The following is a 23,711-nucleotide window of genomic DNA, read 5'->3' as shown; positions in this document are numbered from 1 at the left end:
CTCGGTCTCCTTCGGGCCGCCCAGAGCGTAGAACGGGGCGGTGGCGACCAGCGCGTCGACGCCGAAGCCCTTGGCGCGCTTGGCCTGGTCGACCACGCGCAGGGTTTCCATGTCGATGACGCCGGCAAGCACGGGCACGCGATGGTTCACGATGGCCACGGCCTCCTGCAGCACGTGATAACGCTGAGCGTCGGTGAGGAACGCGACCTCGCCCGAGGAGCCCAGGAAGAACAAGCCGTCGACGCCGGCGTCGATCATACGGTTGATGGAGCGCTCGAAGGCCTCCAGGTCAAGCTGCTTCTTCTCGGTCAGCGGGATGACCACCGGGGGGATTACGCCGTGGAACGGGGAATCGGTCATGATGAGTACCTTGCCTCTTTCTTTCTGTTGAGCAAACTCCAATGAGGATAGTATCGAGGTTCGCGGTTCGTCAACGAACTGGCCAACGTTTCACAAACAAAGGATGGAATCCGCCTTACGGCGCGAACGGGCGCTCGAACGGCGCAAACCGCATCAACGCTGCCGCGCTAAGCGCCCTTTCGCTACGCGATGGCCTTCCCTCGAAGCACCACGTGCTTGATGTTCAGGTCGCGGTCCAGCACCACGGCATCTGCCTGATATCCCGGGGCGATGGCGCCCAACTTGCCGTCAAGGCCCAAGGCGCGGGCCGGATTGACCGTTGCGGCCTTCACGGCGCTGGTCAGCGGGATGCCCATGGAGCGCACCGCCGTGCGCATGCACGCCATCACGTCGGACACGCTGCCGGCAAGGCTGCCGTTTGCGATGGTGGCGCGGTTGCCCTTGACGAAGAACTGCTGGCCGCCCAGCTCGTATTCGCCGTCGCCCAGGCCGCAAGCGCGCAGGCTGTCGCTGATCAAGATCATGCGGTCATCGCCGAACAAGGCGAAGGCCAGACGCACCATGGCCGGATGGATATGTACGCCGTCGGCGATGATCTCAGCCGTCACGTCGTTGCGCTCAGCACCGGCGGCAATGGGGCCGGGCTCTCGGTGATGCAGCGCGGGCATAGCGTTGAACAGGTGCGTCATATGGCGCGCACCCGCATCGAAGGCCGCACACGCGTCCTCATAGCCGGTGCACGTATGGGCGACGGAAACGCGCACATCGTGCGATACCTGGCGGATGAACTCCAGGTTGCCCGGCTGCTCCGGGGCAACGTCCACCAGCTTGATGAGGCCCTTCGCCTGCTGCTGCAGCCGCTCGAACTCCTCAAGCGAGGCGCTGCGCACATACGCGGGATTCTGCGCGCCCACCTTATCAGGGGCGATATAGGGGCCTTCCATGTTGATGCCGACGATGCCGGCCTCCCCCGCCGCGGTCTCGTGCGCGGCGACGCTGGCCACGATAGGCGCCAGACGCTCTTCGTGAAGCGTCATGGTGGTCGGGCAAATGGACGTCACGCCGCGGCTGGCCTCGTAGGCCGCGATGGCGGAGATGCCCTCATCGGACGCATCGCAGAAATCGTGGCCCATGGCGCCGTGGAAATGCACGTCGATCAGGCCGGGGATCACATAGCACCCCGATGCATCCAGCATATCGCCGGCGCCGCCCGCTTCGGCCCCTGACGCCTCGATGCGGGAGAAGGCCCGCCCTTCCACCACCACATCGCGTTCGCGGAAGCACTGACCGTCGAACACCTTGCCGTTTGCAATGCGCATATCCGCATGCTCCTTTCAAATATGGAAGGGCCTTCCGCATATGCGGAAAGCCCTTCGGATGTGTTTTCGATTACGGCAACGACGCGCCTTACAGCAGCGAGCCGGCCTCGGCGTCCACCACGACGGTGACGTTGGGGTGCAGCTGCAGCACGGATGCGGGAACCTGCGGGGTGACGGGACCGAAGAACGCATCGCGCACGATCTGAGCCTTGTCCACGCCGCTGGCCACCACCAGGATGGCGCGCGCCTTCATGATGGTGCCGATGCCCATGGTGTAAGCCTCGCGGGGCACCTGATCGATGGACTCGAACAGGCGGCTGTTGGCGTTGATGGTGCTCTCCGTCAGCTCGACCACATGCGTGCGCACGGGGAACTCGTCGCAGGGCTCGTTGAAGCCGATGTGGCCGTTATGGCCCAGGCCCAGCAGCTGCAGGTCGATGCCGCCGGCTTCGCTGATGGCAAGCTCGTAAGACTCGCAAGCGGCCTGCGCATCAGGGTTGGAGCCATCGGGGACGCTCGTGGCCTCGGGGTCGATGTCGACATGGTCGAACAGGTTCTTCTGCATGAAGTAGCGATAGCTCTGGTCATGCTCGGGGGACAGGCCGCGATACTCGTCCAGGTTGAACGTGGTGACCTGCTCGAAGCTGATGCGGTCGGCCTGGAAGTCCTCCACCAGGTCGGCATACAGCCCGATGGGCGTGGAGCCGGTGGCCAGGCCCAGCGTGGAAGCCGGGTCCACGATGAGCTGCGCGGCGATCAGATCCGCCGCACGACGGCTCATATCCTCGTAGGTCTCCTCGATGAACAGTTGCATGTGATGCCCTTTCTTTCGCCGTTGAAAATCGGTCGGGATGACAATGGTGATTAACGCGCGCAGCGACCACCCCGCCGCGCGCCACCGCCTAGGTCCAGAACAGCACCGTTTCGATGATGTCCTGATACGACCAGGGGTAGATATCGGAGAACCATCCGGTCTCCGGGACGAAGCAGAGAAGCGCCACGTACAGCACCGATATGCAGACCAGCGTCATCAGCCCTTTCATGAGCAGCACCTGCGCGGTTGATCCGGGTCTGAGGTTCTCGTTGACGATGAACGCCAGAAGCACCGACGCCGCAAGGAACATGAAGCTGAAGTCCGCGTAGTAGCGCTGCAGGATGCCAGCCATCTGCGCATCCATGAGCGCCACCACCACGCCGCCGAACAGCAAGGCGATGATGACGCCCGCAATGGTTCGCGTCGATCGCGTCTTGAAGCGCAAGGCCAGGATGCGGCGCGAGAACGGCAGTATCCACAGGATGGGAAGACACGCCAACACGCCGCCGAACGTGACCTCCTTGATGGTCTGCCCCAGGTACGTGGTCTCAAACGGAGCAGGCTGCAGGAACGGGAACACGCCGGTCATGGAAGGCGGCTGCAGGAAGTACGCGAACAGCGCCGGGGGCAAGCGCCCGATATTCCAACCGCGCTTGGTCATGTCGTTGACCGTCAGGTTGTAGTTCGCGCCGAAATCGGTGAAGCTGCCGAAACGGGCATGGTTGTACAGCATCAGCCCAGCAGCCACCACGACATACGGGGCGATCAAGCATGCGAACTCGATCGCGCCTTTGCGCGTAAGGATGGTGCGCTTCGTGATGTACTTACGCCAGAACAGCGGAAACGCCACCAGCGACAGCACGATAAGCTGAGGACGGCACCCGACGACCAAGGCCATGCACAGGCTTCCACCCAAATACCAGCCGCACGGACGCTCCGACGCTCGCCCGCGCATCCACAAGTACAGACCCCATACCGAAAACGCCAAGCCCATGGAAATGGGAAGCGAGTAGAACGTGGGGAACTTCAGCAGATACAGGATGCCGCAACACATGACCAGGGGAATCTGCAGCAGCAGATACAAGCCAAGGCTGACGCGCTTGAAGTGATAACGCGCGAACCTGTCAAGCAACGCCGAGCAACCCAGCACGAACATGATGACGGCTATGAGCACGCCTATGGCCGTTGGGAAATTCGAACCGGTGAGTAAATAGAACGGCAAGTAGAACACGAGCACAGGAACCACGCCGAAGTACACGTAGTAGTGCCCGTCGTGATACGCCACATCGAACAGGTACTCCTCGCCCGTTTCCTTCTGCAGCTCGTCGCGAGCGCCCTTGTCGTAAGGGTCGTCCATGTCCTGAAGCCATTGCGGAGGTGTTTCTTCCAGGTACAGCTGACCATGCGCCATCGATTTAGCGAGCTCAGCGTACTGCTGGGCGTTTTCGCCGCCGACCTTGAACGTGTTGGCAATTCCCGTACCATCCCACGAACCGGAGTTATAGGTGCTGGTGGCAACGCCTACCAGGTTCGAACCCATGAATAGATAAGAGCTGAGCAGCACGATCTCGATTGCCACAGCGGTGATGAGCGCAGCCTTCGACTTACACGGATTGCGGACGATGCCGATGCGGTAAATCGCCGATTTGGGACGGAAGATGAACGCAAGCGCCAGAATGCCCAGCGTAAGCAGGAAGCGCGTTTGGTTGAACAGGAACGGCTCCCGCGCGTTGATGGAGACGTCGGATAGCTTCACCGGATAATTAATGTCCTCGCCGGTGATGGTGATCTTTAGATTCGTGACCAAACCCGTGGTGTTCAGGTTGATGTACTCGCTTTGATCGCACAGCGTGTTGACGTCCACCTCGGGCACGCCCACCGTATATTCAGTGGAGTCGAAATAGGTGCTATGGGCCTCATCGGTGAACTGGATCTTCACCTTCAGCTGCTGGGCAGGTTGACGGTAATCGAAGTTCAACCATACGTTATGAACCTCTGAGTTGAGGTTCTTGAACTCGATGACGTGATTGACCTCGGTGACCCGATACTGGTTATCGGTGGTCTTCGTCAGCGCCAAACGATTGTCCAGATTGGTGGTGTGGTAGCCCGCCGTGCGGAAATAGTTGAAGTTGAAGACGAAGGTTTCCAGAACCAAAGCCGCAAGAATCAGAAGCACGGCGCTTTTCAGGACGTGCTTCACCGTAGCGCCATGCGTAAGCATAAGCTGCTGGTGCCAGTAGGATATGTTCTGCTTCATGGTAGGCATACGGCCAACCATTATACGGGATAAGCAAAGGGAGGGGTAGTTTCACCCCTCCCTCTCAAGCAATATGCACGTTTTAGCGCAGATGTTACAGACCCAGGGCCTGCTTCACGTCGGCGTACACAACGTCGACGTCGCGATCGCCATCAATGGACACGAGCAGGTCGCAGCCACGATAGTAGTCGATCAGCGGAGCCGTGGACTTCTCATAGACATCGAGACGGTTACGAACCGTGGCCTCGTTGTCGTCGTCACGCTGGTACATCTCGCCACCGCATGCAGGGCAAGCAGCGTCGGCAACGGAGCCGATATGGCCGCATTCCTTGCACATACGACGAGAGGTCAGTCGCTTGACGATGACCTCGAAGTCAACATCGATGAGCAGAGCCGCGTTCAGCGGGCGCTTAAGCTCGGCAAGCATGGTGTCCAGAGCGACAGCCTGCGTGGTGGTACGCGGGAAGCCGTCCAGAATGACGCCCTTCTCGGTGTCGGGCTGCTCGATGCGCTCCTTCATCAGGTCGATGATCAGGTCGTCAGGAACCAGCTCGCCGGCGTCCATGAAACCCTTGGCCTTAACGCCCAGGGGGGTCTGATTCTTAACGGCAGCGCGAAGGATGTCGCCCGTGGAGATATGGCACAGGCCGCAATCCTCGACCAGCTTGGCAGCCTGCGTGCCCTTACCGGCGCCCGGGGCGCCCAGCAACACGATGTTCATGGTGAAGCAATCCTTTCGAGATATGCAGATAATGCAACTCCATCATAACAAAAAGGGAGGGCCCAAAGGCCCTCCCTGTCGGTAACTGCAAGGTTTCCTTACTTGAAGAACCCCTCATAGTTATGCATCTTCAACTGGCTTTCAACCTTGCTCATGGTATCGAGCGCAACGCCGATCATGATCAGGATGGAAGTACCGCCGAACGCCTGGATAAGCGTGTTGCCGGTGAAGTAGAAGATGATGGTCGGCACAACCGCGATGACCGCGATGAAGATGCCGCCCGGCAGCGTAACGCGATGCAGCACGTTCTTGATGTAGGTCACGGTAGCGGAACCGGGACGAACACCGGGAATGAAGCCGCCCTGCTTGCGCAGATTGTCCGCCGTCTCCTCAGGATTGAACACCATGGAGGTGTAGAAATACGCGAAGAAGACGATCAGCGCGATGGTGAGGATCCAGTTCACCCAACCCGTGGAGATGGCATCGGCGAACGCCGTCAGCCAACCCACGTTGAACAGAGCAGCAAGCTGAGCCGGGAAGTAGATCAGGCAACTTGCGAAGATGATCGGGATGACGCCCGCCGCATTCACCTTCAAGGGAATGTAGGTGGACTGACCGCCCATCATCTTACGACCCTGCACGCGCTTGGCGTAGTTCACCGGGATGCGGCGCTGTGCGCGCTCCACGAAGATGATCGCGGGGATGCACACAAGCACCACGGCTAGGATAAGCGCCGTGATGGCGATACCCATGCCGGTGTCGGTGGTCAGGTTCACCGAAGAGAAGATGGCCGAAGGCACACGGCTGACGATGCTCACGAAGATGATGAGCGACATGCCGTTGCCGACGCCGCGCTGCGTGATGAGCTCGCCCATCCACATGATGAACGCGGTACCGGCCACCAACGTGAACACCACCAGGATATCGGTAACGATCTCGGGCACCTCGGAGGAGAACACCACGCCGTACTGCGGGGACTTGAACAGCAGCAGGTAGCCGATGGCGTTGATCAGGCCCAGGGCCAGCGTCAGGTAACGCGTAACCTGGGTGATGCGACGCCTGCCAGTCTCGCCTTCCTTCGCCCAACGGCCCACCGCCGGGATAACGCCCTGCATCAGCTGCATGATGATGGATGCGGTGATGTAGGGCATAATGCCCAGCGAGAAGACCGAGAAGTTCGAAAGCGCGCCGCCGGTGAACAGGTCCAGCATGGTCATGGACACGCCCGAATCCTGGAACGAGTCAGCGAACTCGCGGAACGGGATGCCCGGAACCGGCACGTAGGAACCGAATCGATAGAGCGCAAGGATACCCAGCGTGAACAAGATCTTCTTGCGCAGCTCGGGAACCTTGAACGCGTCGATGATAGAGCTTAGCAAGGCTCTTCGACCTTTCCGCCAGCTGCCTCAATCTTCGCCTTGGCGGAGGCAGAAACCTTGTCGACCTTGATGGTCAGGGCCTTGGTGATGTCGCCATCGCCGAGAACCTTCACCAGGGCGTCCTCATGCTTGATGATGCCCTTGGCCTTCAGGGAAGCACCGTCGACGACGTCGCCGGCCTCGAACTTCTCCTCGAGACGGGAGACGTTGACGGGCAGGTACTCCACGCGGTTGATGTTGCGGAAGCCGGGCAGCTTCGGCAGACGACGGGCCAGCGGGGTCTGGCCGCCCTCGAAGCCGGCGCCCTTGCCGCCACCGGAGCGGGACTTCTGGCCGTTCATACCGCGGCCAGCGGTCTTGCCCTGACCGGCAGCGTGGCCACGGCCGACGCGCTTGCGGTTCTTACGAGAGCCCTCTGCGGGCTTGAGGTCCTTGAGTTCCATTCTTTTCTCCTTGCAGATAGCTTACCGGGCTCCCGCCCGGTGCTGGCAGCTCGCCGCCAGCAAACTTCCAATACAACCGATTGGCGCGCCGGAAGCCGACACGCCAATCGAAAATTCTACCCTAGACGGGTAAGTATGCCAAGGTGGCGATTGTGAACTTTACAGCTCCTCCACCTTGATGAGATGCTTCACCTTGAAGATCATGCCGCGGATGTTGGCATTGTCGACCTGGTCGATGGAGCGGCCGATCTTGCCGAGGCCCAGGGCCTTCAGCGTAGCAGCCTGATCCTTCTTGTAACCGATGGAGCTCTTCACCTGCGTAAGACGCAGCGTCTTCTTAGCGTCGGACATGGGTTACTCCTTCCAGCCGTAGATCTTGGCAACGGAAATGCCACGACGCTCGGCGACGGACTCGGGGGACTGCATTTCCTTCAGACCCTCGGCCGTGGCCTTGACGACGTTCATGACGTTGTCGGTGCCCAGAGACTTGCACAGGACGTTCTCCACACCGGACAGCTCCAGGACGGCACGGGCAGCGCCGCCGGCGATAACGCCGGTACCGGGAACAGCAGGCTTGATGAGAACGCGACCGGCACCAAACTCGCCGATGATCTCATGCGGCAGCGTCTTCTCGTCGGTCAGCGGCACGGAGAACATGTTCTTCTTGGCGTCCTCCACGCCCTTCTTGATGGCCGTAGGCACTTCCTGGGACTTGCCCATGCCGATGCCGACGTGGCCGTTGCGGTCGCCCACGACCACCAGCGCGGTCAGACCGAAGCGGCGACCACCCTTGACGACCTTGGACACGCGGTTGATGTAAACGACGCGCTCTTCGAGCTCGGGAGCTGCGGCGTTCTCTTGCTTGTTGCGAGCCATAGACTAAACCCCTTCTAGAATTTCAGACCGGCTTCACGAGCAGCGTCGGCCAGAGCCTTGACGCGCCCGTGGTACAGGTTGCCACCACGATCGAAAACGACTTCCGTGATGCCGCATTCCTGAGCCTTCTTGCCTGCGATCTCACCGAGAGCGGTAGCGCCCTCGACGTTAGCGCCGTTCTTGCCCGTGGCCTTGAAATCAGGGCCCAGGGTGGAAACGCCGCACAGGGTCTTGCCCGCAACGTCGTCGACGAACTGCACGTAGATGTTGTTATTGCTGCGCGTCACGCAAAGACGGGGACGCTCCGGCGTGCCGGAGATCTTACCGCGCACGCGACGATGGCGACGGGCCAGCGCAGCTTGCTTTTTCTGAAGCTTATTCATGGTAATCCCTTCGTTCAGTTACGCTTGCGCGCTTAGTCCTTGCCAGCCTTGCCGACCTTGCGGCGCACGTGCTCGCCCTCATAGCGGATGCCCTTGCCCTTGTAAGGCTCAGGCTTGCGCCATGCGCGGACGTTTGCGGCCACCTGGCCGACCTGCTCCTTGCTGATGCCGGAGACGACGATCTCGGTCTGGCTGGGAACCTCGAACGTGATGTTCTCAGGGCACTCCATGAGCACGGGGTGCGAGAAGCCCAGCTGCATCTCCAGGTCCTTGCCCTTCAGCGCGGCACGATAGCCGACGCCGACCAGCTGCAGCTTCTTCTGGTAGCCGGCGGAAACGCCCTCGACCATGTTGTGGATGAGGGTGCGGGTAAGGCCGTGCAGGCTCCTGGCCTCACGGGAGTCGTCAGGACGGGAGACGATAATCTCCTCGCCTTCCTGGCTAATGGTCATCATGGGGTTGAACTCGCGGGTGAGCTCGCCCTTGGGGCCCTTGACCGTCACGATATGGCCGTCGATCTTCACGTCGACGCCGGCAGGAACGGTAACGGGCTGCTTGCCGATACGAGACATAAACCTATCCCTTCCTTTCCTACCAGATGTACGCGATAACCTCGCCGCCGATGCCCTTCTTGCGGGCGTCGCGGTCGGTCATCACGCCGTTGGACGTGGAGACGATTGCAGTGCCGAGGCCGCCCAGAACGCGGGGCAGCTCGTCCTTGCCGGCGTAGATGCGCAGACCCGGCTTGGAGATGCGGCGGATGCCGCGGATGGTCTTGGCCTTCTTCTCGCCGTACTTCAGCGTGATTTCGAGCGTGGCACGAGGCTCGCCTTCGACAACCTCGTAGCCGGCCACATAGCCCTCTTCCTGCATGATGCGGGCGATCTCGACCAGCTTCTTGCTGGAGGGCATGGAGACCGTAGCCTTGCCGGCAGAGTTAGCGTTACGCACGCGCGTAAGCATATCTGCGATAGGGTCAGTCATGGTCATAGTAAGTTTCTCCTTTGGTTCGTGATGAGCCGATCGGTTCGGTTCGGATAGGCGCCCTTAGCACCCCCGCCTGAACCGTGGCACACCCGTACGTACCTTGTGTTGGGGCCTACCAGGAAGCCTTGGTCACGCCGGGCAGCTCGCCTTTGTTAGCCAGCTCGCGCAGGCACACGCGGCACAGGCCGAACTTACGGTAGTAAGCGCGCGGACGCCCGCAACGCGTGCAGCGATTGTGCTGGCGCGTGGAGAACTTCGGCTCGCGCTCGCTCTTGGCGATCATCGATTTCTTTGCCATGCAAATCCTTCTTTCTTGTTTCCAAGCCCGCCGGGAAGGCGGGCTTTAAACTGCCTGCAGGATGACCTGGCCGGCCATCCTTACGGTCAAACAAAAGGGTTAGTCGCGGTCCTTGAACGGGAAGCCCAGCGCGGAAAGCAGCGCGAAGGCGTTCTCGTTGTTGCCGGCGGTGGTGACGAACGTGATGTCCATACCACGGGTGCGGTCGACCTTATCGTACTCGATCTCGGGGAAGATCAGCTGCTCGGTGATGCCGAGCGTGTAGTTGCCGCGACCGTCGAAGCTGGTCGGGGAGATGCCGCGGAAGTCGCGGACGCGCGGCAGAGCAGCTGCCAGCAGACGATCCAGGAACTCCCACATGCGGTCGCCGCGCAGGGTGACCTTGCAGCCGATGGCCTGGCCCTCGCGCACATGGAAGCCTGCGATGGACTTCTTAGCGCGGGTGATGCAGGGCTGCTGACCGGTAATGATGCGCATATCGTTCATTGCGGCATCAAGCAGCTTGTGGTCGGAAGCGGCAGCGCCGACGCCCATGTTCACGACGATCTTCTCGAGACGCGGAACATTATTGATGTTGTCGATGCCCAGCTCGCTTTCCAGCTTAGCGACGATCTCGTTCTTGTACTTCTCTTTGAGACGAGGAGCAGTCATGCGATTTCCTTTCGATGAATTAAACGCAGGATTTCCGACCCTGCGTCCCTGGTCTTATATGGCCAGGGTCATATTCTAAACGCGGCCCGCGCAAAGGCGGGCCGCCTTCAACAAAACTATTTATCGATGTCCTTGCCGCACTTCTTGCAAACGCGGACCTTCTTGCCGGCCTCGTTCACGCGGTGGGACACGCGGGTGGGCTGCTTGCACTCGGGGCAGATGACCATGACGTTGGAGACATGGATGGGAGCCTCGACGGACATGATGCCGCCCTGCGGGTTCTGCTGAGTGGGGCGCATGGCCTTCTTGACCATGTTCACCTTCTCGACGACCACGCGCTGCTTGCTGGGGAGAGAACGAACGACCTGGCCCTCCTTGCCCTTGTCCTTGCCGGACAGAACGCGGACGGTGTCGCCCTTCTTGATGTTCATGCTGTTCATTGCGAATAACCCCCTTTACAGCGTCTCAGGTGCCAAGGACACGATCTTCATGTACTTCTTCTCGCGCAGCTCGCGGGCGACGGGCCCGAAGATACGCGTGCCGCGCGGCGCACCGTTGGCGTCGATCAGGACGGCGGCGTTCTGGTCGAACTTGATGTAGCTGCCGTCAGCGCGACGAACTTCCTTCTTCACGCGCACAACGACGCAGCGCACGACGTCACCCTTTTTGACAGCACCGTTGGGCATAGCCTCTTTGACGCTGCAGATGATCACGTCGCCCAGGCCCGCGTAACGGCGCTTGGAGCCGCCCAGGACCTTGATGCACTGCACCTTGCGAGCGCCGGAGTTGTCGGCGACCGCGAGCATGGTTTGCATCTGAATCATTGCTTCAACCTATCTTTCAATCGGTAATCTGATGGGATAAGAGGAAAGGGCTATTTCGCCTTTTCGTTGATCTCCACCAGACGCCAGCGCTTCATCTTGGACAGCGGACGGGTCTCCATGATGGTGACGGTATCGCCGACGCCAGCCTCGTTGTTCTCGTCATGCGCGTGGAACTTCTTGGTGGTCGTCATCATCTTCTTGTACACCGGATGCGGCTTGCGCTCGGCGACGGAGACGACGATGGTCTTGTCGTTGACGGCGCTGACCACAACACCCTGGCGGACCTTACGCGTATTACGCTCTTCGCTCATGTTATCAAACCTTCCTTTATGCGCTCAGCTCACGGGCGCGCATCTCGGTCTGGATGCGAGCGATGTCCTTCTTGACCTGCTTCACGCGTGCGGTGTTGTCAAGCTGGCTCGTTGCCATCTGGAAGCGCAGGTTGAAAAGCTCAGCGCGTGCTTCCTTGAGTTTGGCCTGCAGATCGTCGGCAGACAGCTCACGAATCTCTGCTGCTTTCATTTACTCCTGCCCTTCCGTTTCCTTGGTCACAATCTTGCACTTGATGGGCAACTTGTTGATTGCAAGGCGGAGCGCCTCTTTGGCCGTGGCCTCGTCGACGCCGTCGATCTCGAACATGATGCGACCGGGCTTGACGACCGCGACCCAGGCCTCGGGGTTGCCCTTACCGGAACCCATGCGGGTCTCAGCCGGCTTCTTGGTGATCGGCTTGTCCGGGAAGATGGTGATCCAGACCTTACCGCCACGCTTCATGCAACGGGTCATGGCGATACGAGCGGCCTCGATCTGACGGTTGGTGATCCAGTGGGCTTCCAGGGCCTGAATGCCCCAGGTGCCGTGGTTCAAACGGGTACCACCCTTTGCACGGCCCTTCATGGAACCGCGCTGCACCTTACGGTGCTTAACACGCTTAGGTACGAGCATTACTTGCGCCCCCTATCATTACGGTCGTTGCGGCGGGAACGGTTCGGGCGAGAGCTGCCCTCGAGCTGAGGCTGCGGAGCCTTCTGGCCCGGCAGGACCTCGCCGTGGTACACCCACACCTGAACGCCGATGGCGCCCATCTGCGTGCGGGCGGTGCAGAAACCGTAGTCAACCTTGGCACGCAGCGTGTGCAGCGGCACGCGACCCTCGCGATACCACTCGCGGCGGCTCATCTCGGCACCGCCGAGACGACCGGCGCACTGGATGCGGATGCCCTTGGCACCGGACTTGCGGGCGGACTGCACGGCCTTGCGCATGGCGCGACGGAAAGCGACGCGGCCCTCGAGCTGCTCGGCGACGGACTGGGCGATGAGGTTGGCGTCCAGCTCGGGGCGCTTGACCTCGACGACCTCGATGTTGACCGGGCCGTTGGCGACCTTCTCGAGCTTCTTGCGCAGAGCGTCGATCTCGGCGCCCTTCTTGCCGATCACGACACCCGGGCGAGCCGTGGTGACGATGACCTTGATCTTGTCGCCTGCGCGCTCGATCTCGACCTTGGAGACGGCGGCACGGGCCAGCTGCTTGTCCAGGAACTTCCTAATGGCCAAGTCGTTTGCCAGGTTCTGGGCGTAATCCTTGTCGGCGTACCAACGGCTGCGCCACTCTTCGGTGATACCGAGGCGGAACCCGGTAGGGCTTACCTTCTGACCCATAGACTTTATGCCTCCTCTCGCGGAGCGACGATGATGGTGATGTGGCAGGTGCGCTTGCGGATGCGCGAAGCGGAACCCTTGGCGCGGGGACGGATGCGCTTGAGCGTGGGGCCCTCATCGACGAAGGCGGTCTTCACGACCAGCGTCTCCGGACGCACATGATGCTGGTACTCAGCGTTTGCCACAGCGGAGTTCAGCGTCTTCTCGACAACCTCGGCGGCTGCGCGATTGGTGAACATCAAGATCTCACGGGCAGCCGGAACGGACTTGCCGCGGATCAGGTCAACGACGATGCGTGCCTTGCGGGGCGACATGCGCACGGTGCGTGCGATTGCTTTAGCTTCCATGATTCACCCCTTCTTATCGCTTCTTCTTGTCGGCTGCGTGACCCTTGAAGGTACGCGTGGGGGCGAACTCGCCCAGCTTGTGGCCGACCATGGACTCGGTAACGTAAACCGGCACGTACTTGCGACCGTCATGCACCGCGATGGTGTGGCCCACCATTTCGGGGAAGATGGTGCTGGCACGGGACCAGGTCTTGATGACGTTCTTTTCGCCGGCCGCGTTCATCTTCTCGATGCGCTCAAGAAGGCGAGGCTCAACGAAAGGACCCTTCTTCAAACTTCTGCTCACTATTACTCCTTAACGCTTAGCGCTACTTCTTGCGACGGCGAATGATCAGGCGGCTAGAGGCCTTCTTCGGGTTGCGCGTACGATGACCCTTGGTCGGAACGCCCCAGGGGCTGACAGGGTGACGGCCAGAAGTCTTGTTCTTGCCTTCGCCACCGCCGTGGGGATGGTCCACAGGGTTCATGACGGTACCGCGAACCGTCGGGCGGATGCCACGCCAACGATTACGGCCGGCCTTGCCGATCGTGATGTTGGAGTGCTCGGCGTTACCGACCTCGCCGATGGTGGCGCGGCAGGTGAGCAGCACGCGGCGCATTTCGGAGGAGGGCATGCGCAGGATGGCGTACTTGCCTTCCTTGCCCATCAGCTGGATGCTCGTGCCGGCGGAGCGGGCAAGCGCGGCGCCACGGCCGGGCTGCAGCTCGACGGCGTGGATGAGCGTACCAACGGGGATGCAGGACAGCGGCATGGCGTTGCCGGGCTTGATGTCCACATCGGTGCCGCTGACGATCATGTCGCCGACCTTCAGGCCCTTCGGGTGAAGGATGTAACGCTTCTCGCCGTCAACGTAGTGCAGCAGAGCGATACGAGCGGAGCGGTTCGGGTCGTACTCGATGGTAGCGACCTTTGCAGGCACGCCGTCCTTGTTGCGCTTGAAGTCGATGATGCGGTAACGACGCTTCACGCCGCCGCCCTGATGACGGACGGTGATGTGACCGTGGTTGTTGCGACCCGCCTTCTTGTTCAGCGGCGCAAGCAGGGACTTTTCCGGCTTGTCGCAGGTGATTTCGGCCTTGTCCGAAACCGTCTGGAAGCGACGACCGGGGCTAGTCGGCCTGTACTGTTTGACTCCCATTTCAAACCTTTCCATCTGGATTTCCGCTCGCATGCCTCACCATGCACCGGAGATCCTTCCTACAGATGTGGATGTGGCGATTGCCCAAGCACGCTCGTTTGAGGCCGAACGCACCGACTCCGTCAATCCACGCGCCCGGGTGTATCCATAAGTCACCAGACGCAACTGGACATTATACGAGCCTGCGCGAGTTGTTTCAAGGAAAACCTGCCCAAACGAATCGCGCCCACAACCTGCACACAAGCCAGGTTGCGGGCGCTCATACTAATGAATGGAGAGAGCCGGATCCCCTATTCAGCCGATCCGGTGATGCCGGCGAACAGCTTGACGCTGACCAAGGCGCCACCCGCCGATCCGGCGGCGTTGCTGGTCCGCTGGGCGCTTGCACACGCGACCAGGCTCGCGCCCGCTGACGTGCGACGCATAAGCGCGCTAGTCCAAATGGAACGCGCACGGCAGGTCGACGCTTACCGGCGAGTTGTCGGCATTGGTCTCCATGACGCTGGCCATGAAATCCCACCACTTCCGGCAGATCTCGGTTTGCGCCGACTCCGCATAACGCTCGGGATCGTCGAGCTCGATATAGCCGAACAGGATGTTCGTCTCTTCATCGATGAAGATGCTGTAGTTGTGCCCGCCGTACTCATGGAGCATGTCGGCCATCTCGGGCCACAGCTCGTTGTGGCGGCGCTCGTATTCCTCGGCGAACCCCGGATACAGCTTCATCTTGAAGCCGCTGATGGTGCGGCCTTCGGCGGTTTTACGTACGGTCATCGCATTTTCCTTTCATAGCCGTTGCGGATATGGCCCGCAGTCGCGCACGGGCCAGGGGCTTCCCGCTTTCTGCATGCACGGCGCGTGCGCACCGGTAAACGAGCATGTCCGAGCTTTCGGCAGCACCGTGAGAGCAGGAGGCTGCAGGCCACTGCCCTATGGGCGCATAAGCGCCCCGAAACGATGGCGTCTACGGCACGATTGCGCAGGCCCCTTCCCTACGGGCGCGTATGCGCCCCGAAACGAGCATGCCCGGGCACGTGGCCCGGGCATGCGAGGATGCGCTACTGCAGCTTGCCGTAACGCTCTTCCGTGATCTGATCGAGCGTCTTGCCCTGGGTGTCCGGGCACCACACCACGCCGACCACGAGGGACACCACCAGCACCGCGCACATGATGAGCGCCGCCGGGAAGAAGCCCGCCGGGTTGGTGGAGATATCGCCCATGATGGCGCCGACGCCTACGAGCGACCAGATGCCAAGGGCCGCACGCACCAGGAAGAACATGATGCCCTGCGCGCCGCCGCGGTAGCGCGTCGGGAACAGCTCGGTTCCCCACAGCGCGTAGAAGCACTGCGCCGAGAAGCCCGCCGAAACGCCCCACAGGATGACGTAGGCCCACAGGCACCAGCCCATGGAATCGGTGGTGCCGTTGTTGAGCGCCGCGCCGAAGATGGCGATGCAGACCCATGAGGCCAGCGCCAACAGCGCCGAAGCCCCGAACAGCACGCGATGCGGCACCTTATCGCCCAGCTTGGAGAACACCGCCAGCGAGCAGACGGCCACGAGCACCCACTGCACCACGCCGAGCAGGCTCTGCCCCACCGAGTCCAGGTTGCCTGCCGCGGCATACAGATACGGCATGAACTGGCCGTTGGTGCCGGCCGCCAGGTTCCACGTCAGGTACACGGCCACCAGGAACACGATGGTCTTGACGTTGACGGGGTTCTTCAGCGCGTTGGCCATCATGCGGCCGAACGACTCGTGCTCGCCCGCGTCGTTTTGCTTCTCCGCCCAGTCCTTGGACTCCTGCAGCTGGCGCTGCAGGTTCCACGCGACAAGGGCAACCACGAGCAGCACCAAGAACAGGATGCGCGTGGACAACAGGCCGTCGAAGGGGCCGTAGGTGCCGGCCGGCAGCAGCGTCTTCCCGTCTGCCGCGAAGCCGGGCAGCGCGAAGGACAGGGCCAGGGACAGAAGGAAGATGATGGCCGGGCCGCAGCTCCATGCGAACTGGCTGATGCCGATGTTCGCGGCGCGCTTGGTGGACGTGGACGTTTCAGAGATGTAGCTCCACGATGCGGGGACGCCCGCTCCCACCGACAGGCCGGAGAGCACCACGCCCACCACCACCATGGGCAGGTTCATGGCGCACATGGCGATGGCCACGCCGATCGCGTACACCAGCAGGTTGTAGCGATAGATGATGGTGCGGCCGTACTTGTCGGTCAGAAAGCCGCCGATGAGCGCGCCGATGGCCGCGCCGAACGCGTTCGCGCCGATAGCGCCTAAGATAGAGGTCCACATCGAGCCGAAACCGAATGCGGCGGCCCACGCCGTCAGCGCCACCGACGACGCCACGATGCATCCGGAATCCAGGAAGTTCGTCAACGACACCGCGATGGTGCCTTTGCGCTCCTGAGACATTGCCATGATTGATTCGCCTTTCACTTATTCCTATGGCCGGCGGCTAGGCTAGTCCAGGAAGCTTTCGTTGATATCGAGCTTGAAATCGCGGGCGATGGCGCGCAGGCCGTCGTCGGTGATGGTGTTGCGGAACTCGTCGCTGCCGCCGTTGAGCATACGGGCCTCGGCGTAGATGGCCGCGGCCTTCTCGATGGTGTGCATAAGGCCGAACGCCGTGTCGAAGTCAGGACCGGACACGAACAGGCCATGCTGCGCCCAGATGGCCGCATCGTAGGTTTTCATGAGCTCGCAGGTGGCCTGCGCGATCTCGGAGCCGCCCGGGACCATCCCCGGCACGACGCCCACGCCCTTCGGGAACACCACGATGCCCTCGGTCATGGCCTTCCACAGCGCACGCGGGGTGGTGCGCGCCTCAAGCGGCATGACGAACGACAGCGCGATGACGTTCTGCGGATGCGCATGGTAGATCACACGGCAGGCGCCGTCGGTGGCGGCCACGCGGACGCTGTGGTTCATGAAATGCGTGGGGAACTCGCTGGTGGGAACGCCGCCGTCCTTCAGGCCCCACACGATGCGCCATGCGTCGCCGGCATCGTTGATCTCCACGATGCCCACATTGGCCGCAGGATCGAGCTGCACGTTGCGCATGTAGCGGCCCGAGCCCGTGGTGGCGAAGAACGCCCCGCGCAGGTTGTCGGCCTGCACGCCCATGGACACCCAGCTGGAGGGGTTGTCGTAGAAGAACGGGCGGCACGCGCCGACCTGCTCGTCGGTCAGGCGATACGTCAGGTTGCCGCCGTTGCGCTCGTGCCAGCCCTGGTCCCAGCCATCGGTGCACAGGCGCACGAACGCCTTCATGAAGGGCTGCTGCTCGACCGCCACGCCCGAGACGGCGCCCTTGGCGACGGTGACGCCCTTGTCGAGCACGCCCTGCGCGGCCTGCGCACCGCGGCCCAGCACGTCCTGAGCGCTATCGAAAATACCCATGTTCCTGCCTTTCCATCATGCGCCGGGAACTACGACGCGTATCGGGCGGGCGCGGATGCGATTTCCACGCCCGCCGCCTGTTTCCATAATGCCTTGCGGCCGTTTTGCCTAAGCGCGGCTGGAGAGCACTTCGTCCTCGTAGGCCTTGATGGGCTCCCACAGCCCTCCATCGGTCGGCACGCCCTCGCGACGGCAGTACTCGTCCCACACGGCGCCGAACGGCATGGTCTTGAACTGCTCGTTGACGATCATCTTCTCGGAGAAGCGGTACGTGTCCTGCAGCTCCTTGAGGCGCTCGACGGGCTGCAGCAGCTCGAACAGCAGGCTCTTCTCCATGGCGCGGGTGCCGGTCGCCCAGGCGCCGATGCGGTTGATGGACGCATCGAAGAAGTCGAGGCCGATGATGACCTTGTCCCAGCCGCCGGGGCAGCGCACGATCTCGCCGGCGATCTCCTTGATGTTGTCGTCGAACAGCACCACGTGGTCGGAGTCCCAGTGCATGGAGCGGGTGACGTGCAGCGGCACGTACGGGAAGAACAGCAGCAGGCTGGAGAGCTTGTCGGCGATGTTCTCCATGGGGTTGAAGTGGCCGGCGTCGATAAGGACCACGTGGTTGCCGCCCTTCTTCGCGGCATAGGACACGTAGAGCTCCTGGTTGCCGGTGGTGAAGCCCTCCACGCCGATGCCGAAGACCTTCTGCTCCATGGCGTCGATGACGTGCGGCGTGTCGAAGGAGTAGATCTCGTCGAGCGCGTCGCGCAGGCGCTCGCGCATGCCGTAGCGATCTGCCGGGTAGTCCTTCAAGCCGTCGGGGATCCAGAAGTTGTTGAGCACCATGTCGTCAAGCTCCTCGCCGATGCGCTCGGCGATCTTGCGGCAGGCGACGCAATGGCGGATCCAGAAGTCGCGCACGTCCTTATCGGGCGAGGAGACCGTCAGGCCCTCCTTGACCATGGGGTGGCTGAACAACGTGGGGTTGAAGTCGATGCCGTAGCCATGCTCCTTGGCCCAGGCCACCCAGGGCTCGAAGTGCTTGTACTCGAGCTGGTCGCGATCGACCCAGGGGTTCTCATCGGTGAAGATGGCATAGCTGGCATGCAGGTTGATGCGCTTCTTGCCGGGGATGAGGCTGCACGCCTTCTCGAAGTCGGCAGTCAGCTCCTCGAAGGTGCGGGCGCGGCCCGGGTAGTTGCCCGTGGTCATGATGCCGCCGGATGCCGCATTGTCCTTCTGGTCGAAGCCCATGACATCGTCGCCTTGCCAGCAGTTGACGGAGATCGCCTTGCCTGCCAGCTTCGCCAGGACCGCCTCGGTGTCGATGCCCTCGGCGGCGTATGCCTCGCGTGCCAGTTCGTAAGCTGTGCTCATGTGCGCTCCTATCTTGGATGAATTGCTATGTTCAAGCCGCGATGCGGCGGTGAACCGATTGGGTGCGCAGAGCCGACGCGCGGCGGGCCCTGCGCATACGGGTTATTCTGGTTGATATTCCACCACGTCGAACGAACGGCGGATGGCCTCTCGCGCCTCATCGAGGCCCGCGAAGACGCCGTCGCCGATCATCTGCACCATGAGGTTGCCCAGGCTGGTGCCCTCGATGGGACCGGCGAACACGGGGATGCCGCAAGCGCGGGCGGTCAGCTGGTTCAGGTAGGTGTCCTGGCATCCGCCGCCGACGATGTTGATGGAGGTGTACGTTCTGCCGGTCAGCGCCGACAGCTCGTTGATGGAGTCGGCGTAACAGCTGGTCAGGCTCTCGTACACGCAGCGCATCAGCTGGCCGAGGGTGTCGGGGACGAGCTGGCCCGTCTCGCGGCAGGCGGTCTTGATCTCCTCGATCATGGAATCGGGGGCCAAGAAGCGGTCGTCGTTTACGTTGACGTGAGAGACGGGGGCGTCGGGATGCAGCTCCTGCTCGGCGCGCGCGGCGTCGGCCAGGTCGCCGAAACCGACCTCCTTCGCGGCGCGCTGCTGCTCGGCGCCCTTGCCGGCAACGTAGCTGACGCCGTTGAGCTCGCGGCGGATGGACTGGATCATCCACAGGCCCATGATGTTCTTCAAGAAGCGGAAGCGCTTCAGGTAGCCGCCTTCGTTCGTGAAGTTCTGATACCGGCTGGCATCGGAGGTGATGGGGCCCTCATGCTCCACGCCGAGCAGGCTCCACGTGCCGCTTGAAAGGTAGACGGCCTGCGCGTCGCGCGCGGGAACCGCCAGAAACGCCGAGCCCGTGTCGTGGGTGGCAGGCAGCATCACGCGGGCATCGAAGCCCACGCGCTGCTGCACCTCGGGCGCAAGCCCGCCCACCGCCGTGCCGGGCATGGCGATGTCGCCGAACAGGCGCGCCGGGACCTCTGCCGCCTCAAGGGCGAACGCGTCCCAGGTGCAGGTGCGGGCGTTGACGAGGTTCGTGGTGGTGGCGTTGGTGTACTCGTTGACCATGTTGCCTGTGAGCAGGTAGTTCAGGTATTCGGGCACCATAAGGAAACGATCGGCCGCCTCAAGCTCCTCGGGATGCTCGCGCGAGAGCGCCGCAAGCTGATAGACTGTGTTGAACGTTTGGCGCTGGATGCCCGTGGCGCGATAGAGCCTTTCCAGGCCGATGCCGGCATCCACATCGGCGGCGACATCGTTCGTACGCGCATCGCGATACGCCACCGCATCGCCGACGAGCCGGCCCTGCGCATCGACCAAGACGAAGTCGACGCCCCAGGTGTCGATGCCTATCGTCTCGGGGATTTTGCCGGCTTCACGGCATTTCTCCAGGCCGATCAGGATGTTCTCCCAGATCATGTCGATATCCCAGCAATCGTGCCCGCGGCGGCGCACCTGCACGTTGTCGAAACGGTGCACCTCCTCGAGCTCGATGATGCCGTTTTCGTTCACGCTACCGAGCACGTGGCGCCCGCTTGACGCCCCGATGTCGATGGCGAGGTAGTAACGCTGCTGCGGCATTACTTCCCTCCCTTTTGCTTGGTTGTATCGTTTTCCCGGATCTGAACCACGTACATGACGTTGGTGGCTGCGACGGACTCCGTGCCATCAGGTCCCTTGGACACCACAGGGCTGGTAGAGCGGTCGCCGGCGGTGAACACGGCGACGTCGCCTGGACGCAAAAGACCCTTCGACACCACGGCATCGCGCGCGTTGTCCACAACGCTGCGCATGTCGCCCTGCACATCGCCGAGCATGGGCACGACGCCCCAATGGATCTGCTGCTGGCGCATCACGCGCTCCGACGGCGTGACCGCGTAAATGGGGACGCGCGGGCGCAGGTTGGACACCAGGCGCACCGTGCGGCCCGACATGGTGGGCGCCACGATGCAGGCGGCGTTTACGGTTTCGGCCGTTTGCACGGCGGCAAGGCCCACGGCCAACGCCACGCGCGCGGCAACGCGCGTTCGATCGGGGAAGCGCTCGTCGAACAGATAGGGCTCGCTGGCCTCGGCGACGCGGGCCATCATCTGCACGGCGGGGACCGGATACTGGCCGCACGCCGTTTCGCCCGACAGCATGACCGCATCGGTGCCGTCGTAGATGGCGTTGGCCACATCCCCCACCTCGGCACGCGTGGGACGAGGGTTGCGGATCATGGAATCGAGCATCTGCGTTGCCGTGATGACGGGCTTCGACGCGCGGTTGCAAGCGCGGATGATCTCCTTCTGGATGTGCGGCACCTTATACGCCGGGACCTCCACGCCCAGATCGCCGCGGGCGATCATGATGCCGTCGGACGCCTCTATGATCTCGTTGATGTTCTCAACGGCCTCATGGCATTCGATTTTCGAAAGGAACATGATGTCGGCGCCGCCGTGCTCGTTCAGAAACGTGCGCATCTCGCGCACGCCTGCAGCATCGCGGATAAAGGACGCGGCGATGAAATCGACGCCTTGCTCGATGCCGAACAGCAGATCGGCGCGATCTTGGTCGGTCATGACCGGCAGGGGCAGCGACGTTCCGGGAAGGTTCATGGATTTGCGCTCGCCGAGCATGCCGGAGTTTTGCACGGTGCAATGGATGTCGCCGCCCTCGACGCCGTCGACGGCAAGTTCGATAAGCCCGTCGTCGACCAGGATGACCGTACCGGGCGAAACGACGTCGGCCAGGCCCTTGCACGTTTGGCTGACCACGCGATCGGTGCCTTCGACATCCGTCTCGGTGAACGTGAACGAATTGCCCGCCATAAGCTGCACCGGCTTATGGCCCGCCAGCTCGCCCGTGCGGATCTCCGGGCCTTTCGTATCGAGCAAGATAGCGCACGGGCTGTCCATTTCGCGACGGACCTTGCGCAAACGGTCCATGCGCGCACGCTGCTCATCATGCGAGCCGTGCGAGAAATTGAAGCGGGCGATATCCATACCCGCGCTGATCAGCCCTTTGAGCGTCGACTCGCTGTCGACGGACGGGCCCAGGGTGCACACGATCTTCGTTCGCTTTGCCATGCAGCCACCTTACCGTTGCGGTTTTGTCCTTATATATACGAAACTATACCGCTAAACGGCCGCGATTCCTCGGCAATCGGAAAACCCCACTTTTGCGCTAGACTCAGCACGCAAATCCCCGCAAAAACGCAATGGGCATCATGCGAACGTTACGTTACCGACAACGCCGTCCGTTACAGCAGCTCGCCGCCATACAAAGGCTCGAGCACGGATTTGCGCTGGTTCTCGAACAGGTCGCGAGCGCTTCCGCACCATGCCACCTCGCCTTGCTGCAGGCACACGACGCTATCGGCGATGCGGCGAGCCTGCGCCAGGTTATGCGTGACCACCACGACCGCCGTTTGGGCGCTCACTCGGGCGAGCACGTCTTCGACCTGGGCGCTGCTCGCCACATCGAGCGCCGAGCACGGTTCGTCAAGAAGCAGCACGGCCGGGTTCGTGGCCAGGGCGCGCGCGATGCACAAGCGCTGCTGCTGGCCGCCCGAAAGCTCCAAGGCGCTGCGCGAAACGTCGCCTTCCAACTCGTCGAGCAAGCCGACGACGGAGAGCTGCTCGCGGACGATGCGCGAAAGCTCGCTGCGTTTGCGGATGCCCCGGTACCGCAAGGCGTACGTGATGTTGCGCTCCACCGAAAACGGGAACGGCGTGGGCTTCTGCATGACCATGCCCACGCGCGAGCGCACGGCGTCGGCGTCGAGCGCGGCCGAATCCTGCCCGGACAGTTTCACCTCGCCTGTCCAGCGCGCCTTCGGGACAAGCTCGAGCGTGCGGTTCAGGCACGACAGCAGCGTGGACTTCCCGCAACCCGACGGGCCGATGATGGCGGTGACCCGGCCCACCGTAGCATCCAGGGCCACATCGCGCAGAACCTGACGCTTTCCGCACCATGCGCTCAAGCCGCGCACCTCAAGGATGTTCTCGTCGCTCACGACCGCATCCACCGCCTTTTCCTTATATATGCGTAACCGGAAACCAGCACGTTGCAGGCAAGCACCAGCACCATGAGCACGAACGCCGTCGCATACACCTGCGGGATGGTGGTTCCCTGCGCCAACATGAGATACAGATGAAGCGGCAGCGACATCGCGGGCTGGTCGATGCCCGTCGGCACGGGCGCGAACGCAACGCCGCCGGTGAAGATGAGCGGAGCCGCCGCGCCAAGCGCGTACAATCCGCCGAGCACGATCGCCCCCAGCAGCTCGCCGTGGCAATACGGCAGGACGAGCGTGCGCAGCACATAGGTTTTCGAGCAGCCGAGCGCGTACGCGGCGCCAAGCAGGCTGCTGGGAACCTCGCGAAACGCCTTCTCCATGCGAACCTCGATGAAGGGGATGACCATGAGCGCAAGCGCCACGCCGCCCGCCAGCACGCAGCGGCCAAGACCCGCATCGCGCACCAGCACGGCATAGGCG

The 23,711-nt window shown here is 62.2% G+C and carries 32 protein-coding genes; all 32 read right to left on the bottom strand.

All coding sequences use genetic code 11. The annotated features are described in order from the left end of the window. Nucleotides 1–360 (bottom strand): dihydrodipicolinate synthase family protein (locus Q0H50_RS02480; protein ID WP_294419012.1); only part of this gene is annotated, 360 nt, incomplete at its 3' end. Between the two features lie 182 nt (nucleotides 361–542). Beyond that, complete coding sequence (gene nagA / locus Q0H50_RS02475; protein WP_294419009.1) at nucleotides 543–1,679, bottom strand: N-acetylglucosamine-6-phosphate deacetylase; 1,137 nt, start codon at nucleotides 1,677–1,679, stop codon at nucleotides 543–545. Between the two features lie 88 nt (nucleotides 1,680–1,767). Next, nucleotides 1,768–2,493, bottom strand: a complete 726-nt coding sequence (gene nagB, locus Q0H50_RS02470; RefSeq protein WP_294419006.1) for a glucosamine-6-phosphate deaminase — start codon at nucleotides 2,491–2,493, stop codon at nucleotides 1,768–1,770. An 88-nt stretch (nucleotides 2,494–2,581) separates the two neighbouring features. Next, nucleotides 2,582–4,759, bottom strand: a complete 2,178-nt coding sequence (locus Q0H50_RS02465; protein WP_294419004.1) for a hypothetical protein — start codon at nucleotides 4,757–4,759, stop codon at nucleotides 2,582–2,584. An 85-nt stretch (nucleotides 4,760–4,844) separates the two neighbouring features. Further along, a complete protein-coding gene (locus Q0H50_RS02460) occupies nucleotides 4,845–5,471 on the bottom strand; it encodes an adenylate kinase (RefSeq protein ID WP_114620232.1) in 627 nt (208 codons plus the stop codon). Between the two features lie 98 nt (nucleotides 5,472–5,569). Continuing rightward, nucleotides 5,570–6,850, bottom strand: coding sequence for a preprotein translocase subunit SecY (gene secY / locus Q0H50_RS02455; protein WP_294419002.1), 1,281 nt, complete (start codon nucleotides 6,848–6,850; stop codon nucleotides 5,570–5,572). Continuing rightward, nucleotides 6,844–7,293 (bottom strand): 50S ribosomal protein L15, encoded by a 450-nt coding sequence (gene rplO, locus Q0H50_RS02450; RefSeq protein WP_118349607.1) that lies wholly within the window; start codon nucleotides 7,291–7,293, stop codon nucleotides 6,844–6,846. Before rplO ends, secY begins: the two co-directional genes overlap by 7 nt. A 159-nt stretch (nucleotides 7,294–7,452) precedes the next feature. Beyond that, nucleotides 7,453–7,644, bottom strand: a complete 192-nt coding sequence (rpmD, locus tag Q0H50_RS02445; RefSeq protein WP_042432910.1) for a 50S ribosomal protein L30 — start codon at nucleotides 7,642–7,644, stop codon at nucleotides 7,453–7,455. A 3-nt stretch (nucleotides 7,645–7,647) separates the two neighbouring features. Next, nucleotides 7,648–8,169, bottom strand: coding sequence for a 30S ribosomal protein S5 (gene rpsE, locus Q0H50_RS02440; protein WP_042432906.1), 522 nt, complete (start codon nucleotides 8,167–8,169; stop codon nucleotides 7,648–7,650). A 14-nt stretch (nucleotides 8,170–8,183) separates the two neighbouring features. Further along, nucleotides 8,184–8,552: a 50S ribosomal protein L18 gene (gene rplR / locus Q0H50_RS02435; RefSeq protein ID WP_042432903.1), complete on the bottom strand. Its 369-nt coding sequence runs from the start codon at nucleotides 8,550–8,552 to the stop codon at nucleotides 8,184–8,186. 32 nt (nucleotides 8,553–8,584) lie between these two features. Further along, on the bottom strand, nucleotides 8,585–9,124 hold the full coding sequence (gene rplF, locus Q0H50_RS02430) for a 50S ribosomal protein L6 (RefSeq protein WP_294161402.1): 540 nt from the start codon (nucleotides 9,122–9,124) through the stop codon (nucleotides 8,585–8,587). A 19-nt stretch (nucleotides 9,125–9,143) separates the two neighbouring features. Continuing rightward, nucleotides 9,144–9,542, bottom strand: coding sequence for a 30S ribosomal protein S8 (gene rpsH / locus Q0H50_RS02425; protein WP_042432896.1), 399 nt, complete (start codon nucleotides 9,540–9,542; stop codon nucleotides 9,144–9,146). Between the two features lie 109 nt (nucleotides 9,543–9,651). Next, nucleotides 9,652–9,837: a type Z 30S ribosomal protein S14 gene (locus tag Q0H50_RS02420; protein WP_042432893.1), complete on the bottom strand. Its 186-nt coding sequence runs from the start codon at nucleotides 9,835–9,837 to the stop codon at nucleotides 9,652–9,654. A 99-nt stretch (nucleotides 9,838–9,936) separates the two neighbouring features. Next, a complete protein-coding gene (rplE, locus tag Q0H50_RS02415; protein WP_118349609.1) occupies nucleotides 9,937–10,488 on the bottom strand; it encodes a 50S ribosomal protein L5 in 552 nt (183 codons plus the stop codon). 116 nt (nucleotides 10,489–10,604) lie between these two features. Continuing rightward, nucleotides 10,605–10,919 (bottom strand): 50S ribosomal protein L24, encoded by a 315-nt coding sequence (rplX, locus tag Q0H50_RS02410; protein WP_181859430.1) that lies wholly within the window; start codon nucleotides 10,917–10,919, stop codon nucleotides 10,605–10,607. A 24-nt stretch (nucleotides 10,920–10,943) separates the two neighbouring features. Then, nucleotides 10,944–11,312: a 50S ribosomal protein L14 gene (rplN, locus tag Q0H50_RS02405; protein ID WP_042432884.1), complete on the bottom strand. Its 369-nt coding sequence runs from the start codon at nucleotides 11,310–11,312 to the stop codon at nucleotides 10,944–10,946. A gap of 50 nt (nucleotides 11,313–11,362) precedes the next feature. Then, the gene (gene rpsQ / locus Q0H50_RS02400; RefSeq protein WP_294419000.1) at nucleotides 11,363–11,623 is read right to left on the bottom strand and encodes a 30S ribosomal protein S17; all 261 of its coding nucleotides are present in this window, start codon (nucleotides 11,621–11,623) and stop codon (nucleotides 11,363–11,365) included. Nucleotides 11,624–11,639: 16 nt separating this feature from the next. After that, on the bottom strand, nucleotides 11,640–11,834 hold the full coding sequence (gene rpmC, locus Q0H50_RS02395) for a 50S ribosomal protein L29 (RefSeq protein ID WP_009306348.1): 195 nt from the start codon (nucleotides 11,832–11,834) through the stop codon (nucleotides 11,640–11,642). Further along, nucleotides 11,835–12,257, bottom strand: a complete 423-nt coding sequence (rplP, locus tag Q0H50_RS02390) for a 50S ribosomal protein L16 (RefSeq protein WP_042432877.1) — start codon at nucleotides 12,255–12,257, stop codon at nucleotides 11,835–11,837. Continuing rightward, nucleotides 12,257–12,970 (bottom strand): 30S ribosomal protein S3, encoded by a 714-nt coding sequence (rpsC, locus tag Q0H50_RS02385; protein WP_042432875.1) that lies wholly within the window; start codon nucleotides 12,968–12,970, stop codon nucleotides 12,257–12,259. Before rpsC ends, rplP begins: the two co-directional genes overlap by 1 nt. A 5-nt stretch (nucleotides 12,971–12,975) precedes the next feature. Then, entirely contained in the window at nucleotides 12,976–13,317 is a 342-nt protein-coding gene (rplV, locus tag Q0H50_RS02380; RefSeq protein WP_042432872.1) for a 50S ribosomal protein L22, read from the bottom strand. A gap of 13 nt (nucleotides 13,318–13,330) precedes the next feature. Further along, the gene (gene rpsS, locus Q0H50_RS02375; protein ID WP_294418996.1) at nucleotides 13,331–13,603 is read right to left on the bottom strand and encodes a 30S ribosomal protein S19; all 273 of its coding nucleotides are present in this window, start codon (nucleotides 13,601–13,603) and stop codon (nucleotides 13,331–13,333) included. 22 nt (nucleotides 13,604–13,625) lie between these two features. Further along, nucleotides 13,626–14,456, bottom strand: coding sequence for a 50S ribosomal protein L2 (gene rplB, locus Q0H50_RS02370; RefSeq protein ID WP_042433633.1), 831 nt, complete (start codon nucleotides 14,454–14,456; stop codon nucleotides 13,626–13,628). 290 nt (nucleotides 14,457–14,746) lie between these two features. Further along, a complete protein-coding gene (locus tag Q0H50_RS02365) occupies nucleotides 14,747–14,881 on the bottom strand; it encodes a hypothetical protein (RefSeq protein WP_294418994.1) in 135 nt (44 codons plus the stop codon). Between the two features lie 7 nt (nucleotides 14,882–14,888). Further along, the gene (rhaM, locus tag Q0H50_RS02360; protein ID WP_294418992.1) at nucleotides 14,889–15,230 is read right to left on the bottom strand and encodes an L-rhamnose mutarotase; all 342 of its coding nucleotides are present in this window, start codon (nucleotides 15,228–15,230) and stop codon (nucleotides 14,889–14,891) included. 284 nt (nucleotides 15,231–15,514) lie between these two features. Next, nucleotides 15,515–16,882 (bottom strand): MFS transporter, encoded by a 1,368-nt coding sequence (locus Q0H50_RS02355; protein ID WP_294418990.1) that lies wholly within the window; start codon nucleotides 16,880–16,882, stop codon nucleotides 15,515–15,517. A gap of 42 nt (nucleotides 16,883–16,924) precedes the next feature. Beyond that, a complete protein-coding gene (rhaD, locus tag Q0H50_RS02350) occupies nucleotides 16,925–17,863 on the bottom strand; it encodes a rhamnulose-1-phosphate aldolase (protein WP_294418987.1) in 939 nt (312 codons plus the stop codon). 108 nt (nucleotides 17,864–17,971) lie between these two features. Continuing rightward, entirely contained in the window at nucleotides 17,972–19,231 is a 1,260-nt protein-coding gene (locus tag Q0H50_RS02345; RefSeq protein ID WP_294418985.1) for an L-rhamnose isomerase, read from the bottom strand. 102 nt (nucleotides 19,232–19,333) lie between these two features. Beyond that, nucleotides 19,334–20,812, bottom strand: a complete 1,479-nt coding sequence (rhaB, locus tag Q0H50_RS02340; RefSeq protein WP_294418983.1) for a rhamnulokinase — start codon at nucleotides 20,810–20,812, stop codon at nucleotides 19,334–19,336. Further along, on the bottom strand, nucleotides 20,812–22,299 hold the full coding sequence (gene pyk, locus Q0H50_RS02335; RefSeq protein WP_294418980.1) for a pyruvate kinase: 1,488 nt from the start codon (nucleotides 22,297–22,299) through the stop codon (nucleotides 20,812–20,814). The genes rhaB and pyk overlap by 1 nt, the downstream gene beginning before the upstream one ends. 173 nt (nucleotides 22,300–22,472) lie before the next feature. After that, nucleotides 22,473–23,240, bottom strand: a complete 768-nt coding sequence (locus tag Q0H50_RS02330) for an ATP-binding cassette domain-containing protein (protein ID WP_294418978.1) — start codon at nucleotides 23,238–23,240, stop codon at nucleotides 22,473–22,475. Next, nucleotides 23,225–23,711: ABC transporter permease subunit (locus tag Q0H50_RS02325; RefSeq protein WP_294418976.1), on the bottom strand; the 487-nt coding region annotated here is incomplete at its 5' end. The genes Q0H50_RS02330 and Q0H50_RS02325, both read right to left, overlap by 16 nt.

Source organism: uncultured Senegalimassilia sp. (genome assembly GCF_934632265.1).
Classification (GTDB): Bacteria; Actinomycetota; Coriobacteriia; order Coriobacteriales; family Eggerthellaceae; genus Senegalimassilia.
Note: the sequence above shows the minus strand (reverse complement) of the source record. Positions and strands in the feature narration are given on the sequence as shown.

Excerpts from the sequence above, each read along its gene's own strand:
- nagA (WP_294419009.1), bottom strand. The coding sequence starts at position 1,679 with ATGCGCATTGCAAACGGCAAGGTGTTCGACGGTCAGTGCTTCCGCGAA.
- nagB (WP_294419006.1), bottom strand. The coding sequence starts at position 2,493 with ATGCAACTGTTCATCGAGGAGACCTACGAGGATATGAGCCGTCGTGCG.
- Q0H50_RS02465 (WP_294419004.1), bottom strand. The coding sequence starts at position 4,759 with ATGCCTACCATGAAGCAGAACATATCCTACTGGCACCAGCAGCTTATG.
- Q0H50_RS02460 (WP_114620232.1), bottom strand. The coding sequence starts at position 5,471 with ATGAACATCGTGTTGCTGGGCGCCCCGGGCGCCGGTAAGGGCACGCAG.
- rplO (WP_118349607.1), bottom strand. The coding sequence starts at position 7,293 with ATGGAACTCAAGGACCTCAAGCCCGCAGAGGGCTCTCGTAAGAACCGC.
- rpmD (WP_042432910.1), bottom strand. The coding sequence starts at position 7,644 with ATGTCCGACGCTAAGAAGACGCTGCGTCTTACGCAGGTGAAGAGCTCC.
- rpsE (WP_042432906.1), bottom strand. The coding sequence starts at position 8,169 with ATGGCTCGCAACAAGCAAGAGAACGCCGCAGCTCCCGAGCTCGAAGAG.
- rplR (WP_042432903.1), bottom strand. The coding sequence starts at position 8,552 with ATGAATAAGCTTCAGAAAAAGCAAGCTGCGCTGGCCCGTCGCCATCGT.
- rplF (WP_294161402.1), bottom strand. The coding sequence starts at position 9,124 with ATGTCTCGTATCGGCAAGCAGCCCGTTACCGTTCCTGCCGGCGTCGAC.
- rpsH (WP_042432896.1), bottom strand. The coding sequence starts at position 9,542 with ATGACCATGACTGACCCTATCGCAGATATGCTTACGCGCGTGCGTAAC.
- Q0H50_RS02420 (WP_042432893.1), bottom strand. The coding sequence starts at position 9,837 with ATGGCAAAGAAATCGATGATCGCCAAGAGCGAGCGCGAGCCGAAGTTC.
- rplE (WP_118349609.1), bottom strand. The coding sequence starts at position 10,488 with ATGACTGCTCCTCGTCTCAAAGAGAAGTACAAGAACGAGATCGTCGCT.
- rplX (WP_181859430.1), bottom strand. The coding sequence starts at position 10,919 with ATGAACATCAAGAAGGGCGACACCGTCCGCGTTCTGTCCGGCAAGGAC.
- rplN (WP_042432884.1), bottom strand. The coding sequence starts at position 11,312 with ATGATTCAGATGCAAACCATGCTCGCGGTCGCCGACAACTCCGGCGCT.
- rpsQ (WP_294419000.1), bottom strand. The coding sequence starts at position 11,623 with ATGAGCGAAGAGCGTAATACGCGTAAGGTCCGCCAGGGTGTTGTGGTC.
- rpmC (WP_009306348.1), bottom strand. The coding sequence starts at position 11,834 with ATGAAAGCAGCAGAGATTCGTGAGCTGTCTGCCGACGATCTGCAGGCC.
- rplP (WP_042432877.1), bottom strand. The coding sequence starts at position 12,257 with ATGCTCGTACCTAAGCGTGTTAAGCACCGTAAGGTGCAGCGCGGTTCC.
- rpsC (WP_042432875.1), bottom strand. The coding sequence starts at position 12,970 with ATGGGTCAGAAGGTAAGCCCTACCGGGTTCCGCCTCGGTATCACCGAA.
- rplV (WP_042432872.1), bottom strand. The coding sequence starts at position 13,317 with ATGGAAGCTAAAGCAATCGCACGCACCGTGCGCATGTCGCCCCGCAAG.
- rplB (WP_042433633.1), bottom strand. The coding sequence starts at position 14,456 with ATGGGAGTCAAACAGTACAGGCCGACTAGCCCCGGTCGTCGCTTCCAG.
- Q0H50_RS02365 (WP_294418994.1), bottom strand. The coding sequence starts at position 14,881 with ATGCGTCGCACGTCAGCGGGCGCGAGCCTGGTCGCGTGTGCAAGCGCC.
- rhaM (WP_294418992.1), bottom strand. The coding sequence starts at position 15,230 with ATGACCGTACGTAAAACCGCCGAAGGCCGCACCATCAGCGGCTTCAAG.
- Q0H50_RS02355 (WP_294418990.1), bottom strand. The coding sequence starts at position 16,882 with ATGGCAATGTCTCAGGAGCGCAAAGGCACCATCGCGGTGTCGTTGACG.
- rhaD (WP_294418987.1), bottom strand. The coding sequence starts at position 17,863 with ATGGGTATTTTCGATAGCGCTCAGGACGTGCTGGGCCGCGGTGCGCAG.
- Q0H50_RS02345 (WP_294418985.1), bottom strand. The coding sequence starts at position 19,231 with ATGAGCACAGCTTACGAACTGGCACGCGAGGCATACGCCGCCGAGGGC.
- rhaB (WP_294418983.1), bottom strand. The coding sequence starts at position 20,812 with ATGCCGCAGCAGCGTTACTACCTCGCCATCGACATCGGGGCGTCAAGC.
- pyk (WP_294418980.1), bottom strand. The coding sequence starts at position 22,299 with ATGGCAAAGCGAACGAAGATCGTGTGCACCCTGGGCCCGTCCGTCGAC.